Annotated in this window: 15 protein-coding genes and 4 tRNA genes; 2 read left to right on the forward strand and 17 right to left on the reverse strand. The window is 54.1% G+C overall.

Annotated elements, in window-relative coordinates:
- Nucleotides 1-57 precede the first annotated feature (57 nt).
- From LOC67_RS10355 to LOC67_RS10375, 5 genes are all read right to left on the reverse strand, one after another.
- Nucleotides 58-441, reverse strand: a complete 384-nt coding sequence (locus LOC67_RS10355; protein ID WP_230262523.1) for a hypothetical protein — start codon at nt 439-441, stop codon at nt 58-60.
- On the reverse strand, nt 441-1349 hold the full coding sequence (locus LOC67_RS10360) for a metal-dependent hydrolase (protein ID WP_230262524.1): 909 nt from the start codon (nt 1347-1349) through the stop codon (nt 441-443). The genes LOC67_RS10355 and LOC67_RS10360 overlap by 1 nt, the downstream gene beginning before the upstream one ends.
- Nucleotides 1350-1522: 173 nt before the next feature.
- Complete coding sequence (locus LOC67_RS10365) at nt 1523-1993, reverse strand: DUF1348 family protein (protein ID WP_230262525.1); 471 nt, start codon at nt 1991-1993, stop codon at nt 1523-1525.
- Nucleotides 1994-2042: 49 nt separating this feature from the next.
- Complete coding sequence (locus LOC67_RS10370) at nt 2043-2591, reverse strand: carboxymuconolactone decarboxylase family protein (RefSeq protein WP_230262526.1); 549 nt, start codon at nt 2589-2591, stop codon at nt 2043-2045.
- 509 nt (nt 2592-3100) lie between these two features.
- Complete coding sequence (locus LOC67_RS10375; protein WP_230262527.1) at nt 3101-4609, reverse strand: sigma-70 family RNA polymerase sigma factor; 1509 nt, start codon at nt 4607-4609, stop codon at nt 3101-3103.
- Nucleotides 4610-4746: 137 nt separating this feature from the next.
- Between LOC67_RS10375 and LOC67_RS10380 the strand changes: the two genes are divergently transcribed.
- The gene (locus LOC67_RS10380) at nt 4747-5001 is read left to right on the forward strand and encodes an indolepyruvate ferredoxin oxidoreductase subunit alpha (protein ID WP_230262528.1); all 255 of its coding nucleotides are present in this window, start codon (nt 4747-4749) and stop codon (nt 4999-5001) included.
- A 129-nt stretch (nt 5002-5130) separates the two neighbouring features.
- Here LOC67_RS10380 and LOC67_RS10385 read toward each other — a convergent pair whose 3' ends face one another.
- The 9 genes from LOC67_RS10385 to LOC67_RS10425 all read right to left on the reverse strand — a co-directional run bounded on the left by LOC67_RS10385 (nt 5131) and on the right by LOC67_RS10425 (nt 13854).
- On the reverse strand, nt 5131-5511 hold the full coding sequence (locus LOC67_RS10385; RefSeq protein WP_230262529.1) for a hypothetical protein: 381 nt from the start codon (nt 5509-5511) through the stop codon (nt 5131-5133).
- 234 nt (nt 5512-5745) lie between these two features.
- Nucleotides 5746-6300: an RNA 2'-phosphotransferase gene (locus LOC67_RS10390; RefSeq protein ID WP_230262530.1), complete on the reverse strand. Its 555-nt coding sequence runs from the start codon at nt 6298-6300 to the stop codon at nt 5746-5748.
- An 80-nt stretch (nt 6301-6380) separates the two neighbouring features.
- Nucleotides 6381-8039, reverse strand: coding sequence for a TROVE domain-containing protein (locus LOC67_RS10395; protein WP_230262531.1), 1659 nt, complete (start codon nt 8037-8039; stop codon nt 6381-6383).
- Between the two features lie 598 nt (nt 8040-8637).
- Entirely contained in the window at nt 8638-9003 is a 366-nt protein-coding gene (locus tag LOC67_RS10400) for a hypothetical protein (protein WP_230262532.1), read from the reverse strand.
- A gap of 1141 nt (nt 9004-10144) precedes the next feature.
- A tRNA-Cys gene (locus tag LOC67_RS10405) sits at nt 10145-10215 on the reverse strand.
- A gap of 84 nt (nt 10216-10299) precedes the next feature.
- The gene (locus LOC67_RS10410; protein ID WP_230262533.1) at nt 10300-11850 is read right to left on the reverse strand and encodes a DUF1593 domain-containing protein; all 1551 of its coding nucleotides are present in this window, start codon (nt 11848-11850) and stop codon (nt 10300-10302) included.
- Nucleotides 11851-11870: 20 nt separating this feature from the next.
- On the reverse strand, nt 11871-12389 hold the full coding sequence (locus LOC67_RS10415) for an endonuclease V (protein ID WP_230262534.1): 519 nt from the start codon (nt 12387-12389) through the stop codon (nt 11871-11873).
- 167 nt (nt 12390-12556) lie between these two features.
- The gene (locus tag LOC67_RS10420; protein ID WP_230262535.1) at nt 12557-13432 is read right to left on the reverse strand and encodes a slipin family protein; all 876 of its coding nucleotides are present in this window, start codon (nt 13430-13432) and stop codon (nt 12557-12559) included.
- Between the two features lie 350 nt (nt 13433-13782).
- Nucleotides 13783-13854, reverse strand: a tRNA-Arg gene (locus LOC67_RS10425).
- 8 nt (nt 13855-13862) lie between these two features.
- Between LOC67_RS10425 and LOC67_RS10430 the strand changes: the two genes are divergently transcribed.
- Nucleotides 13863-14210 carry a four helix bundle protein gene (locus LOC67_RS10430; protein ID WP_230262536.1) on the forward strand — a complete coding sequence of 116 codons (348 nt, stop codon included), beginning with the start codon at nt 13863-13865 and terminating at the stop codon, nt 14208-14210.
- A 127-nt stretch (nt 14211-14337) separates the two neighbouring features.
- On the opposite strand, the gene LOC67_RS10435 is transcribed toward LOC67_RS10430, so the two are convergent.
- From LOC67_RS10435 to LOC67_RS10445, 3 genes are all read right to left on the reverse strand, one after another.
- Complete coding sequence (locus LOC67_RS10435) at nt 14338-15144, reverse strand: hypothetical protein (protein WP_230262537.1); 807 nt, start codon at nt 15142-15144, stop codon at nt 14338-14340.
- 71 nt (nt 15145-15215) lie between these two features.
- Nucleotides 15216-15287: transfer RNA gene (locus LOC67_RS10440), tRNA-Arg, on the reverse strand.
- A 93-nt stretch (nt 15288-15380) separates the two neighbouring features.
- Nucleotides 15381-15470 (reverse strand) — tRNA-Ser (locus LOC67_RS10445).
- Nucleotides 15471-15535 lie beyond the last annotated feature (65 nt).

Raw genomic sequence — 15535 nt, forward strand, 5'->3', positions numbered from 1 at the left:
ATGATGGCGTCATCAGCCTTCCTCAATGAGGCTTGCAGAGCCCACTGAGAGAAGGGATCAATCGGGAAGCTTCGTATCCTCTTCAGTCAGCTTCTGTGATCCGACGCCGTGATAGGTCGGTAGTCGAATAGCATAGACGAGAACTGCCACTGTGATTGGTAAAACCAGCCACAGGCTGTGAAGAATCGAGGCATCAGCGATCAGGCACCCTGAGACGATCACGAGGAATGCACTCGCCCAAATCAACTCCGGCTTCCGCGGAACCCGGAAGATGTTGCAGAACAAAAAGAAGTGCCCCAGCACAAAGGGAAATAACCATGCCACAACCCCCAGCTCACGACGGCCCCAAACCGTTGCAAAGATGCAAGCGACGATTGCCAGAGCGTCGGTAAGCGAAAACCGAAATCCGTGCGATGGATGATGTTTCCAATTCACGTTCATCAAACGTCCCAAGTCTTTCTCTGAATGACTCCCCGATCGTCCAGTTGGCACGTCAGCATGCCGAACTTGGTTCCGAAATTTCGGATTCGTAGATCTCGGCAAGTGTAGGTTTTGTTGACTTCGTCAATTTCGACGCAAACGAAGGAATCGGAAAGGGATCGCATCACCAACCATTCGCGACATTCAGTGATTGCCTCTGGAACGCGTTGATCCAAGACCTCGATGAGGTCCCTATCGGTTTCGCTTCCCGATCTAGCATTAAGCGTGAATGTTTCAACCAAGCGATCTTTTTGCCGACAGACCAGGAATCGAAAAGGCGACCATGTGGTGGGGATGATCGATGTAGGCACCGTTTGATGGTCTGCTGACTTCACTAGCCTTCTAGCACGAAACGCCAGGATGCATCGTATGCCGACATAGAGAATCAATGTGAGTATGAAGGCGACCGAGAACAACCGTACCAAGCCTTCATCAGCCTGGTAAACGAACTGGCCAATAAGAATCACTGCGGATAGGGCAATGACGAAAGCATCGATGAAGAAAATCCAATCCAGTGCAAAACGTCTTTGCGAGAACGGCCATAGACACTTCACCCCATACGAGTTAGTGAGGTCCAGTCCGACGTGCATCACCATTCCGACTACCAACCCCATCGCCAGTTCGCCCCAAACGGGGAGTCCCAAGATCAACAAGCCGGCAGCGATGGCGAGCACCATCGCGATGGCTCCGACAGAATGGGTGTAGGTCTGGTGAAAACGCAGGAACGCATGTTTGCCAGTCACACGTGACAAGGCATCCAAATCTGGAGCAACGTTTCCAAGCACCAGACCGACCGCCAACGCCGGTTGTGTTTGAAACAGGCCTGCAGCGGTTGCTGTCCCAATCAGAGCATGCGTGGCAATATCCATAGCATGATTATATCCGCATTGAACAACCGAACGTCACATTGCCGATTTTCGTCTTCACGGTTGACATTCTAAATACAGCGGCGGATCGGTTCCGTCGCTGTAGAAAGGCTTGAGTTAGACATCACTGTTTCCGTTACGATTCAGTGGTTGAGCGGAAAGTGTTGGTGTCGCGATCACATCACGACTTCGACGAGTTCTGGGGCTTCGTTGGGACGGGAGCCTTGTTCCCAGTGGAACTTGCGGTCGGCTTCATCGATCGCGTAGTCGTTGATGCTTGCCTCTCTGCGACGCATCAAACCGTCGTCGTCGAATTCCCAGTTCTCATTTCCGTAAGCACGAAACCACTTTCCTTGATCGTCGTGGTATTCGTATTGGAAACGGACGGCAATTCGATTGTCTGTAAACGCCCAGAGCTGCTTGACGAGGCGATACTCAAGTTCTCTATCCCATTTGCCGGACAGGAACTGCACGATCTCGTCACGGCCTGAAAGAAACGTATCACGATTGCGCCATTGGCTATCGACCGAATAAGCCATCGAGACCTTCTTAGGGTCTCGACTGTTCCAGGCATCCTCCGCCGCACGGACTTTGGCGATCGCGGTCTCGCGTGTGAAGGGAGGCTTGATGTCAGTTAGATGAGGCATGGTTTGGGTTCTTGAATGTGTTTCTAGGTTTGAAAGAAGTGGGCGTTGATCAGGCAACCGTTTCGAGCGGCTCGGCGCTAGGAAAGTCGACTTCGGTTTCGGCTACGTGGTTGAAGTAATTCGTGAACAGGTTGAGCGCCGTGTTCGCGACCACTTCCGCGAGCTCTCCGTCGGTGATCCCGGCGTCTTTGGCGGCGGCCACGTCGTCGTCCGATAGAAGGCCTCGCTTTTCAACCAGCTTCGCAGCAACCCACAGGATCGCTTCAGTCTTCGGGTCGGCCGCGGTTCCTGTGCGAGCATCTCGAATCTCGCCTGCGGAAAGGCCGACCATCTTTCCGATCGCGGAGTGGGCGCTCAGGCAATAAACGCACTGATTGGCTTGTCCCACGGTTAATGCGATCTGCTCACGAGTTTTGGCGGAAAGCTCGCCATCACCCAGCGCGGCGGAGAACTTCAAGTAGGCGTCCAGCACCGCGGATGATTGAGCCATGGTGGACATCATGTTGGGAGTCATCCCGAGCTTCTTCTGAACTCCGGCGAGCAGTTGGCTGGACTTCTCGGATGCGGTGGATGAGTCGACGGGGGCGAGGCGTGTCATGATCTGGTTTCCCATAGAGAAAGGTGTTGAAGTGCAGCTGGTGATCACCAGCTTTCTGTTTCATCCCCTAGGCAAGCACTGTGCCAAAACTCTTAAGGTTTTCGTAAGTCATTCAATGTCAATCACTTACGGATTCAATGGCAGTTTTCCAGTAGAAACGACATTTCGTGGATCACGAAATGTCGTGCAGGAACGACGAGATTTCGTGTGAAATTTCGCATGCCCCCATGCAATCAGCCGCCATGCGCCAGCATGCGGTTCTCCCCGCCCCCACTCGCATGACTCCATGTAATCAACCGCCATGCGCCAGCATGCGGTTCTCCTCGCCCCACTCACATGACGCCATGCGATCAGCCGCAATGCGCCAGCATGCGGTTCTCCCCGTCCATCGGGAAGCCACCATGAGCGCGGTAGATACGCGTTTCCCAACCTGCCTCGTTTCTGGACTGATTAACTTTCCCAGATCAGACCGAATTATTCCATTGACGGTTTCGGGAAGACACTCAAGTCTACGATGGAAGGACCGTTGAGATGAGACAACTGATTTCGCTCAACGAGATTGTTCTATCCGCCGGTGACGATACCAACGACCGACGCAAAATCCTTTGAAAGTTTGCGTTCATTGGAGAACTGGTATCGTAATTGGGACGCTGGTGATCGATTGTTTTCATCAGGGTTTCGGCCGTACCGTCGCCAGCGTTGGGTGGTGCCCCAGTGAGGTACCAGTGGATAAGACCGCCGATGGCGTAGATGTCGGTTTTTTGGCTGATGATTCCGAAGGCCGGATCAATCTGCTCGGGAGCTGCGAAGCCCAAAGTACCGCCGAGAATTGGAGAAGTCGCTCCGGCGGATACTTGTGAAAAGCCGAAATCGGTAATCGTGACTCGGTCGTAATTGTCAATCAAAACGTTTGCGGGCGAGAGGTCGCCGTGAACCAGTCCAGCATCATGAACCGCCTGCAGGGCTTCGCAGATTTGTCGCAGCCAGTGGAGGAAACGCTTCTTGCTGACTCGTTCGCTGGGACGGTCGATCGCGTGCATTGGGCGACCGTCGATCCACTCGCTCAGAACGTATGGGCCGCCATGTGGCGACTCGCCGTATCCGAGGTAGCGGATCACACTAGGGTGATTGATGCGGGACGCAGCGTTAATTTCCCGAATGAACGACTCGCGAGCTTCATCGTTTTGCCAGAATGCTTTACGAAGGAATTTTACAGCGACCGTGCAACCATCGGATTGCATGCTCGCACGATAGACTTTGCCGAAGCCACCGCTACCAATCAGTTTTCCAAGCACGAATCCGTTGTAGTTGACTCGCGGCAACGTAGTGGATCTTGTTAAAGATCCTTCCGACGACGTTTGTTCCTGGGGATCTTTAACAAGATCCACTACATCGAGCATCGGTGAAAGCGTTTCTCGGACCCGTGCCATTCGCCTTCGTACAGTCCGTTCATCTATCCCCAGCGATTTAGCAATCTCCTGTTGCGTCAGGCCGGCAAGCAAGGCATCGACGACCGAGAACTGATCGGCCGGAAGTTCTGCTCTGAGTTGATCCAATAACTCGTCCGCATCGGAATAGTTGGCACCAACCGTAGAGAACCGTGAGCTAACGCTCTGCGGCTGATCAAAGGCCTGATCGAGAGAGACTTGAGTTTGCTCGCCACCACGCTTTGACGCTGAGTGACGCTCGATCGATCGCGCAAGCTTTCGACGAGCGAACGTTGCCAGCAATCGCCACAGCGAAACGCTACGGCTGACTTGGATGCGACTGTGTCGGGCAGCGTCGAAGAAGCTTCCCATTGCCGATTGCATGACCGCGTCCGGATCAATTTGCGAGCGATACCGGTGATTCAGGCGGCTGGCGACGAGGGCCACAAGCCGGAAAGCGTAACGGTCAAAAATGACTTCGGCCGCCTGCTCGTCGCCGCTTTTCCACTGGCGCAGCAACCAACCGTCCGGCCGATCCGTGATCGATTCGGATTCTTGAAATTCTTTCCCGTCTTCGCTGTCCGGTTCCAAACGAGGTTCCTCACTTCCTAGGTAGTGGATCTTGTCAAAGATCCCTCCCGCTCGGAATCCTTGGCCGGATCCAGTACTGACTAACTCAAGGGATCTTTAACAAGATCCACTACAGCCTACCCCCTACGGACTCTCCCATGACAATGGTGGTTACTCAACCTTGCATCGGTTGCAAAGACAAAGCTTGCTTGGTGGTTTGCCCGGTCGAATGCTTCCACGAGGATGAGACGATGGTCTACATCGACCCCGATGAATGTATCGAATGTAGTGCCTGCGTTCCCGAGTGCCCAACCGAAGCGATTTTCTATGAAGACGACGTTCCGGAGCAATGGCATCGGTTCATTGAATTAAACGCGACAAAGGCCAAGGAATGCCCCTCGGCTCACGATTAAGCAACCGTAGCGGACGAGGCGACGAGTCCCTTTTCTGGAGGACGTTTAGATCGTTCTGGTGGATCAGGAGAGGACTCGTCGGCTCGTCCGCTTCCATTACCGATCGGCTCTAGAGAAACGTGTAGGAAATCAGGTTTTCAACTCAACCGACTGGACGGCCTTCCGTGGCGTTGAAATGTACACGATGGCTTCCTGGCCTGCTAAGCCAGCTTCCTGCAGCAGTTTGAAGTGGTCATACCGTTCAACTTGGAACTGATGACCGTCAATACAAAAATATCGATGTAATAATTTTTCATTCCGCCTCGTGATCAACTGGATTTTACCTTTCACAGCGAAAGTTTTTCCATCCAGAAGAGTTCGCTTCATCTGATAGCGGTAGTGAATAGTGAAACCCCAAAGGATCAGACTGAAAAACACCGTTACACCAACGTAGATCGACAGCGTTTTAATCCCGAACATCCCAGTGCGAAGCATGTCCGCACAGAAGCCAAAGAAACCAACTCCAAGCACGATCGAGAAGGCAATCCACGCGAAACGAACGTTCGCGAAATGTGTACTTGAGATCTGTTCTTTCTGAGCATCCGATAGATCTCCAGACCGATTGACCGTTAGGTCGGCCTGTGAAAAGCCAAAGACAGTTTGCAAAGCAGCTTGGCGTCTGGATAGGTGATCATTCACCATGTTCCGACTCCTGATCCCAAATATTTCGTGGTGTCCGTCAATTCAATTCTTTCAATGTAGCATTCATCCTGAATAAGTCAGATAAGATGCCGGGACTGCATCGACCAGCCAGACGCCGTTGGCGGAGAGATAGAATTGGTGACCGTCACGATGCATGGTTTCGGCAGCGACTCGCAGGATGATGGGCTTGCCTCGCCGCGAGCCGACTTTGGTGGCGGTTTCTTGATCCGGTGAGAGATGGACGTGGTGACGCGATCGTTTTTGCAGACCGGTGGCTCGAATGCTGTCGAGAAATGCGGCGACCGTTCCGTGATAGAGAATCGCGGGAGGCGTCTTCTGCTCGAGATTGAGTTCGACACCTGATACCGAGTGGCCCTGGCTAGCGCGGATTCGCAAGCCGTCTTCACTTAAGGCGAAACGCTTCTTGTCGTTCGTCGCCACCACTTCGTGAAGCAGTTCCAGCGTGATCGCTTTTCTGTGAGCGTTTGCTTGGGCAATCAATTCGTCGATCGCGAGCCAACCTTCAGGGTCTAGCTTTGCACCAATCACTTCGGGTCGATGCCGAAGGACCAAGCTAAGAAACTTGCTGGTGGAGACGAGTTTATCTTTAGATTTCATGACTGAGATTGTACCGCAAACGAGAAAACGCCCGCGACAGAGATTTCCGTCACGGGCGTTTCGATGTTTAGCCTCTAGTCCTACAGCTCAACGGCTTCGACCTCGCGGACGAAGCGATTGGTGTCGGACTCTAGGAAGTTACTAACGACGTTGAAGACTGCGTCGCTGAAGCCTCCGATGTTCAGGATGTCCTGTCGATCGGGGGCTTGCGTGTTGCCGTATGGGGCGATGTCGATGCAGACCAACTTCGGATCGGCGATGCCGGCCGCTGCTTGCGTCTTCTTGAACTTCTCCCATTCGGTCATGACGCCAGTCGAACCGCCTCGGCCGTATCCGTAGACACGCCCCGAGTTGATCCAGCTTTCGTTGTCGCTGACCAGGACGATTCCAGCAAACGTACGCTTTGCGTACCGCTTGTTAGCCTCGACCAACGGCAACGACACATCGGTTCCGCCACCACCGTACTTCGACAGTCGTGCCGACAGGCTCAGGATCGAATCGCTTGGATCGATCTTTGCGCCCTTTCCATACAAATCGTAGGCTTGCGTGTCGAACGGGATGACGACGCTGTCCGGGTTGCGACGCAGGATCGCTGCGGCGAACAACGCGGCGACGTCAACACAACGCATCTTCGACGCGCGGCCTCGACCTTGCCATCCCGTCACCGAGCATCCCATCGATCCAGACGTGTCCAGACCGATGATGACCGGCGCCGGCAACTGCGGAATGTTTCCACATGCGATCTCCGCCGCGTCATGCAACGCTGACTTGATCTTGTGTGGAACCTCATCCGCAGCGTTCAGGTACGCTGCCAAAAACTGGTATGGAAACTGACGTGAACGTCGAATCGCCTCCGGATCCGCAATGCGGCCGGCAACGTAATCGATCATTGCATTGTCAGGCTTGTTACCGTTCTTGAAAACGTCGTGACGCAACAGCGTGTTCAGGTTCATGCGCAGAGCTTGCGGTCCCATCTGGCGGGCAATTGCCTTCCAGACGATCGGACCCTTGGCAGCGTCGGCCAGCAAGTCCCAACGAACTTGCAGGTCTCCAGCGATCAACGCTTGAGCCTCTTCGGTCTCCGCAGCACGGAACGCCTTCAGCGACTGAACCTCGGCCGGCAAGTCCGCTTCCGTCGCCGGAGCCCACTTGTCGACTTCCTTATCGGTCAGCCAACCAAACAACGCTCGGCGAGCGTCATCCTTCGGCGTCGGACGTGCCATTCGCAGGACGTCGCGCAGGCTTGGATCGTTACCGATCGAGCTTGACAGCAACTTACCCGTCGAAGCCTCGTTCAGCCAACGCTGGAACGCACGCTGAAGCGAAGACGACAGACCCTTGCGACCGAACTGTCCCGAACGAGTCATCTGGAACACGGTGCGCAGAACGCGTCCGTTGTCAGCGACTCGGTCAAAGACCTTGTGCATCAACGCCGTGTCGCGAGTCGACAGCGTGACGAGCAGCGCCGCCGGCATGTCCTTCATGTAAGCACGCTCACGTGAGTAGACCGCCAGCTTCGCCAGGAACTCGTTGTCGTCGACTTCGTCGATCAACTTTCGCAGTTGGTCAAGCTGATCCGAGGCCGTCGCGTAGAACACGTTTCCGAACGTACCGGTAGCCGCAAGCTGCGCGAGCGCATGCTTCGCTGGGAACTTGTACGCCGGACCGCCAGCTTCGTTGACAGCCAGTGCTCGCGGTAGAACGCTCGTGATGCTCGAAAACAAAGACTTATTTGCCATTACAGCCTCCTACGTATCGCAGGTGACGCACCTGCTTGGACAGTCGCAACCGGAAGTCCCGTTCGCGACGAAGTTAAAAGTCCCGACGAAGTTTGGTTCAGAGGTGGCTCCCAAGTGAGCGCGGCACCTTAGACGGTGTTGGCACGGAGCCAACTACTGAAGAGGTGCCGGAGGGAATCGAACCTTCATGTACTCCGTTCCGACAGTCGGGATGACCGTTGTGGGACGGAGTTCGACATATCACTCACAGGCGATCGGAACACGCATCCCACGATTTGTTTTGAACACTCGACGAGGTGTTGGTGCAGAGAACCCGCCCGTTTTGCTCTCCAGCGGACGGGACGGGATTTGAACCCGCAAAACCTTTCGGTTCGTTGCCATGTACTCCACTCCGGCAGTCGAATGTGTTCGGTTGTTGGTTGTGATGCAGCTCGGAAAACAAAACGCGATCGACGAAGTTGTGATCAGAGACTTTACGGTGCTCTACCACTGAGCTACGGCCCTGCTTGGATAAACAGTTGGGCCGGTGGGATTCGAACCCACGACACCCGGCTCCTGAAGCATGTACTCCGAGTCGGCAGTCGATCGTGTGCGCTTGTTATTTCCGTTTCTTCTTCAAGTTCTTCCTCAATCGCTTCCACACCTTGCGACCAGTGCCTCGGTCGAGCCGGACGAGCTGGTGTTTGCGGATGTCGAAGATTGCGGTGGCGCCTCTCGCTTGCTTGGTGTAAACGAACGGCAAGCAAACGGCGATGACTTTGCTGGGCTGGCCAGCGTCACGGGCTTTGTAGACCGATCGAACCGGTTCGTCCGCCGCGAGTGTGCTGCTGGTGCAGCACCACAGGAACGATGGCAGTTCGTAGATCTCTATCAAAGCGGTGACGTAGTCTCCTGGTTTGATGTCTTCTCCGGCGACGCGCGCTGACACGTTTGTCGCGAAGTTGGTTTCGGCTGTGGTTTCCATGATTCATATCACTTGATGAAAGTAGTTTTGAATGTGCAGATCGTTTTCGCTCGACGCCTAATTACTCGGCGCCGGATTTCGTAATGGCGAAGAATTGAAATTGCACACGCATGGTTACTCTCACAAGCAAATGAAAATGAAAACGGCTGACGAAGTGATGTGTCAGAGATAAGCTCTCCCAATTGAGCTACGGCTCGGCTTGGCCAAACCGACGGGACTCGAACCCGCATCCTTCGATTAACAGTCGATGTACTCCAACTCGGCAGTCAGTCGTGTATTGTTTGAGCGGGCGACGCTGGGCCTTTGCTCATTGATTTGTAAATACGATCAACGAAGTTATCGATCAGACAATTCGATGCTCTACCCACTGAGCTACAAAGCAAGCCAAAGGTTCGCTTTGGCGGGATTCGAACCCGCGACCGTCGCGTGATGTAGTCCAACCTGGCAGTCAATCGTGTACGGTTGGCGACGAAGTCGTCGTTCAGAAGCATCAGATAGACGACCAGCGATGCTGGACGGGACTTGAACCCGCTTCTCGTGCAGGCACGTGTCTTAATCCATGTATTCCAAACTGGCAGTCGCCATGTTCGTGTTCAAAAGCAACCGACGAGGTGTTGACCAGAGGCTTTTTTCCGCGTGTCTTCCAATTTCACCACTACGATCATGGATCGCAGACGGGATTCGAACCCGCAAGGTCTTTCGACCACAGAACCCTATGTACTCCGAATCGGCAGTCAGTTGTGTATGCGTGGCGACGAGGCGATCGGAAGTTTGAAAAGTGAAGTCCGAAGTTTGAAACGAGCATTCATTCCCTGCCCTCACACTTCACTCTTCTGACTTCAAACTTCCAAACATGTATTCCGAACCGGCAGTCGCCGTGTATTGTGCTTGAACGAAGTGGTTGTTGAGTCGTTTAGGAGCGTCCGTTTTCGGCTTTCGCCGATCGTTGACTGGCACCTTTGTCTGCGAGAGACTCCGGTGACGTTCACTAGCCGGTCGCCCGACATCGCTACCTTAGGCTCCTCATATGTAAACCCAAACGGCAGTTCAAGCAGCTTTGGTTTGTGACGGATCGACGAGGTAACAGCTCAGATGGTTCACATTAGCAATATGTAATCCAAGCCTGCAGTCGATTCGTCAGAAACGCTGGTGGGAGTCGAACCCACTTCGACCGGGTTGCAGCCGGTTGCCTGGCCATCTGGCTCCAGCGTTTTGTTGATGACTAAGACTCTCCGCACGATCCATGGTTCGCGATGAAAGGCCGAAAGTTAGTCGTTTTGTAAATGTGCGAAGAGGCTACTCAATCACGCGTATCACCACGCGTTGGTAGTGAGTCAATGGAGGCGAGTTGTCATCCGTGACCTCGCAGATCATGTGGATCTCGTCATCGGGCTTCGCATCACTCGGAATCGTGAGAACTGCGCGAGCTGCATTCGAATCTGCTATTGGTTTGCTCTCGTAAGTCCCAGCCTCTTCGTAATGCCACCAGCGAAACTGAAGTTCATCTCCATCGGGATCGGTCGTTGCGGTTGCATCCAGTACGACGTCCATCCCTGGCTTTGCTTTGATGTCAGAGTCAGTTCCTTTCAGTTTCACAACCGGATGGTGATTCGCCGAATCAAAGTCTTTAACGCACCAGTCCGCGCGTGCTGCAAAGTCGTTCTGCACGTCATCGAGCCAACGCCAAATCGGCTTGAAATATCGCGTGCGGATCGCGATCTCATCGGCGGATGTCACGTTTTCCAATCGTTTGGACCAGCTTTGCGAAAATCCCCATTGCCCGTCTGGGTGCTTCCAGATCGGAGCGGGCGCCGGATCCATCCAGACATTCTCTCGAACTCTGACGTATCTGCCGCCCCAACCTCCCCATGCCGGCGATTCGAAACTACGCAACCCGTTTGGAATCACATGCAAAAACGCCGGAGTGTCACCTTCCGCGTGAAACGCATCATCCTTCGCTTCGTAGGCACTGCACAAAGGCCCATGACCTTTGAGAATGTTCTTACGCATCCAAGCGGACTCGAAGTATTTTTTCGTTTCACTTGGAAGCACCTTCGGCCAGATGTAAGCCATGCAATCGAACTGGTCGGAAATGATCGTCGGCACCTGATACGGTTCCCAAGCTTCACGAATCTGAGTTTGGTAGGTTTCGTCCTGCTCCCAAATCAGAAATAGTCGCAACTTTTTCGCGACCCGTTCCATCTCCGACGCATGTTCGTGGCGGATGATATTCAACGCGGCAGCGATCGTGTTGCAGCCACCCCAAGCTTGAATCCAGATCGGCCGATCATCGGTCTTGTCGAGCAGAATATCGGCGATCCACTCGGCACCAACGGTTCGTTCCTGATACTCGCCGATCCCGTTGATGTTGCCAACCTTCCAACGACTGAGCAGGTATTCCGGAGTGGGATAGTTTGGATCATGACGCTTGAGTTGCGGATACACCTGGGCATAAAGATCGATTTGCTCCTTAACCCAATCCACCGAATGGAAGGCATTCCAGCCTTCGCCGCCGACCCAATGAAACTGGGAACTTGAATTGACGATTCCCTCCACTTGGAAATCGTTGCAAGTGAGCAGGAACCGAATCATCGAACATCGGTCATCCGCCTCACCATCCGTCGTGACAATCACGCGAGGCCGATCGGCGGATACTTCCTGCGCGCCGCAGCGACCTGCTAACACACTGCCAAAAACGGAAATCCAAAGTGAAAGCCAAGCAATTACCTCTACTTGGCGCACTGTTGACCAAATGGCGTTTTGATCCATCGTTTGTTCCAAATGCTTTTCTTCGCTCGGACCGAGCCAATCTGAATTGATCGAGTTTCGTAGCCGTTCTTCCGGCATTGTAGTTCAATCGTGAACCTTCACGACCGACTCAACTGATCGACTCTTCTCAATATTGTTGGAAGTCGATGTGGCCCATGCATGGCGCCGATGTTCAGAACTGCTTGGGCGATCGGGATGCCCACGGCCGTAATGTAAAGCGGCCGATCGCTCGTGCCTCTACGAATCTCAGTGGCGTGGTCCGTGTCTTTGAACGGATTCTTCGCCACACCGATCACGGGAATCTTGCGATCGAGCGTTTCGTAGAGATGAACGCCCAATCCGGGACGGCCATTTCCATCCAGCCAAACGTAGCCGTCGACCACGATGCAAGTCGGTGGTTGATCGAGTTTTGCCAGCACCACTTGGATGCACGGCAGCTCTCGACGATAGAATTCGCCGGGTTGATATTCCTTCACCTCATGGATCGTCGCCACATGCTCGGCGACTGGGATCGAAGCGTGCCAGTCGTCAATGACAACGCATGCCGCTCGCGCTGCACTATCCGTGTAGCCTACATCGATACATGCAATCGTTTGGGTTTGCGTCGTGTTCTCCATTTGTATTGGCGTCAATTATATGTGCAAAGCGTCCTCGCCAGGAATCGAACCTGATCTACGACCTTCGCACGGTCGGGTGCTGTCCAGCACACTCCAAGGACGAAAAACCGCAGGACCGATGAACGGGGCACCGGTCCTGCCTAAATCGAATACACGATTCGCTTCCATCATGAATCGTGCTTTCCTGAATCCGTTCCGTTCAGACTGACCCGGTCAAGACCGAGGTACAGTCGCGCGTTGCCGTTCTTGGCCAGTTCACGCAGCGTTTCGAGTTCGGCCAGTCGCAGCAGTGCCGGGTGGCCCTCTAGTGCCTCGGCTGCCTTGACACGTTCCGCGTACGCTTGCGTTTCGGCTTCCGCCTTCGAACGCGTCGCTTCCGCATCGGCTTGCTCACGCAGTCGTCGTGCCTCGGCATCCGCCTGGGCATCGCGTCGCGTGATTTCAGCTCGAGACTCCGCCTCGATCTGCTCGACTTCCGCACGCGTACGTGCTTCGACCAGTTGAGCCTGGCTGTGTCGCTCGGCTGCCAGAACGCGGTTCATGATCTCCTGCAGGTTTCCTGGGAAGATCAAGTCCTTCACGTCGGCTCGCCGGATCGTCACACCGTAGCTGCCGGCCGATTCGGTGACGTCGGACAGGATATCCTCACTCAGCCGATTTCGGTTCGTCAAGATTTCCTCCAGCGTCATCGACGCCAGTGAGCGTCGCGCCGCTAGCTGCACGTCGCTGTACAGTCGGTCCTCAAAGCTATCGACCGTGTGGATCGCAGCCTTCGGATCGGTCACACGGAACTGCACCAGAATGCTGACTCGGATAGCCACCTTGTCAGCCGTCAAGATTTCCTGGCCCTTGATCGTCAGCTCTCGCTCACGAACATCGACCAGCATGCACTCGACGGTCGGAAGCTTTCTGAAGAATCGCTTGCGTGGCGGAATCTTGTAGTGTCCCGCCTCGAGGATCTTCGTCAGCTTACCGTCTTCGTAGTACAAACCGCGGTGGGTGTCCTTGATGATGAATTCTCGTCGAGCACCGCTAATCATCATGATGCACCTCCTGTCGGTTTGCGTGATTGATGATTGGTAATGGTTAAGTGAATGGAGCCTCGGAGCGGAGTTGATGTGAAGTACGAGCTGTCAGATCAGGACAATCTGAGCGATCATTTCGAATGGTGAACGCAGGATCCATTTGTTCGCTCGCTCCTAACGCCGCCGAGGCATTCTGATTTTGTCAGGTTCTATCGTGTGACCTGACAATGACGTCGCCCATAAAGCACTCGCTTCGGGCGACCCTTTAATAACTCGCCCAGGAATCGAACCTGGACTTTGGAAGTTTGAAGTAAGAAGTTCGAAGTAAGAACTACCTGCCTCGCCCATTCCTAACCATTGAGCTAAAGTACCTCGCCAGGGAGTCGAACCCCGTCTAACGGTTTCGAAGACCGTCGTGCTATCCATCACACTCGCAAGGCATTTTTAAATGAAGAGCGACTTGCCCGATCGCACGTTCGCGTTTGCTGAGAGAATTGTTCGTCTCTGTCGGCACCTCGAATCCGAGGGAATTGTTTCGGGGACACTCATGAAGCAAGTTCTCCGAGCCGGTACGGCGATCGGATCCCATATCGAGGAAGCTCAGGCGAGCGAAAGTCGCAAGGACTTCATCCACAAGTACTCGCTTGCGTTGAAAGAGTCTCGTGAGAGCCATTATTGGCTTCGGTTGCTTATCGCCGCTGACGTGGTTTCAGCCGCACGACTTGACCCATTGAAACAGGAAGCAAATGAGCTGATCGCTATTCTTACGTCAATCTGCAAGAAGAGTCGCGACTAAACTTCTCACTTCTCTCTTCTTACTTCGAACTTCCGCCCGCCTCTTGCTTCACAGGCAAGTGTGCACAAACCGAGTACACCACGGGCACCGTATGAAACGGCTCGCCACCGTGGTGGAGAGCCGCGGGTTAATCGATGAATGCGACGTGTCGCATTGCAAGCGATTCGTTTTCTGTGTTCATCATGACTTGATGCCATCCGTTCAAGATGATCGTCTTGTGATCCGGATGACGTACTCGTCCACGAACGAACACACTCGGGTTTCGTCGTTGAGCCACCCAATGCAGATGACGAAGTTCAGGTCGACGACTTATCATTTGTCGACGCTGCATTTCGGTCACACCGTTTGGGTATTGGTTGCTGACGTAAACCAGTTGTCCTCCCTGCCGAACGACCTCTTCGCACATATGCGGCTTTCCACCGCCACGTGCAATCGGCTCGTTTCGGAGCACCAGTCGCTCATCGACAAAGCTCGGGTTTACGACGGGAACGAAGAACCATTCACCTTGACGGATGAACGCTTCGTTGCGTCGACGGTTTCGCTTTCGCGGTTTCACACCGAGACGGTTTTCGAGTGCTCGCACCGCAGTCGGCTTGAGCGCGTCGAACGCTGTCTTGACCGAAGAAACCGAAGCTCGCTCTGGAACGGCCGCGACGAACCAGTGACGTTCATCGTGTCCGCACAGGAACTTATGCTTTCCGTCGTCTTGACGCGACATCAACAGCAAGTGCCGCATGGAAGGCTGTACGTCGATGACTTGCGTTTCAGCGACCAACTTGGGCTGGATCGCAAGATCGAAGAACTCGCCCTCGGCGTCGTTGCCGATGTCGATCGAAACTTCGGGAGGTGTTCCCCAGCGTCTGGCGATCGGAGGGTGGACTTTTGCTCGAGCACCAATCCGCGTGAATTGACGCTCGATACTCTGCATGCTCATGACAATGCCTTTCAAAAGTGTCAAACAAGCGGAATGATGCCAGCAGCCAACGTGACCGCGATATTCGGCAGTAGCCCGACCAGGAATCGAACCCGGAACTTCTGGTTAGAAGCCAGAGATGATTTCCGTTTCACCATCGAGCCAGGAATAGCTGGTTAGCATTTAGCTTTTTAGCCCTTAGCTTTCTGTCTCTTGCTAATCGCTAATTCGCTAACGGCTAATTTGCTAATCAAAAGCGGAAGGAGAGGGAGTCGAACCCTCAAGGCACCATCAAGATGCTCGCCCGGCTAGCAACCGGATACCGTCGCCGATCGGATTGCCCTTCCGTTAATGAGTGGACCGGAAGGGAATCGAACCCTCCCACCGATCTTGCAAGGAACTCAGGAAGTTT

Source organism: Stieleria sp. JC731, from assembly GCF_020966635.1.
Taxonomy (GTDB): Bacteria; Planctomycetota; Planctomycetia; order Pirellulales; family Pirellulaceae; genus Stieleria.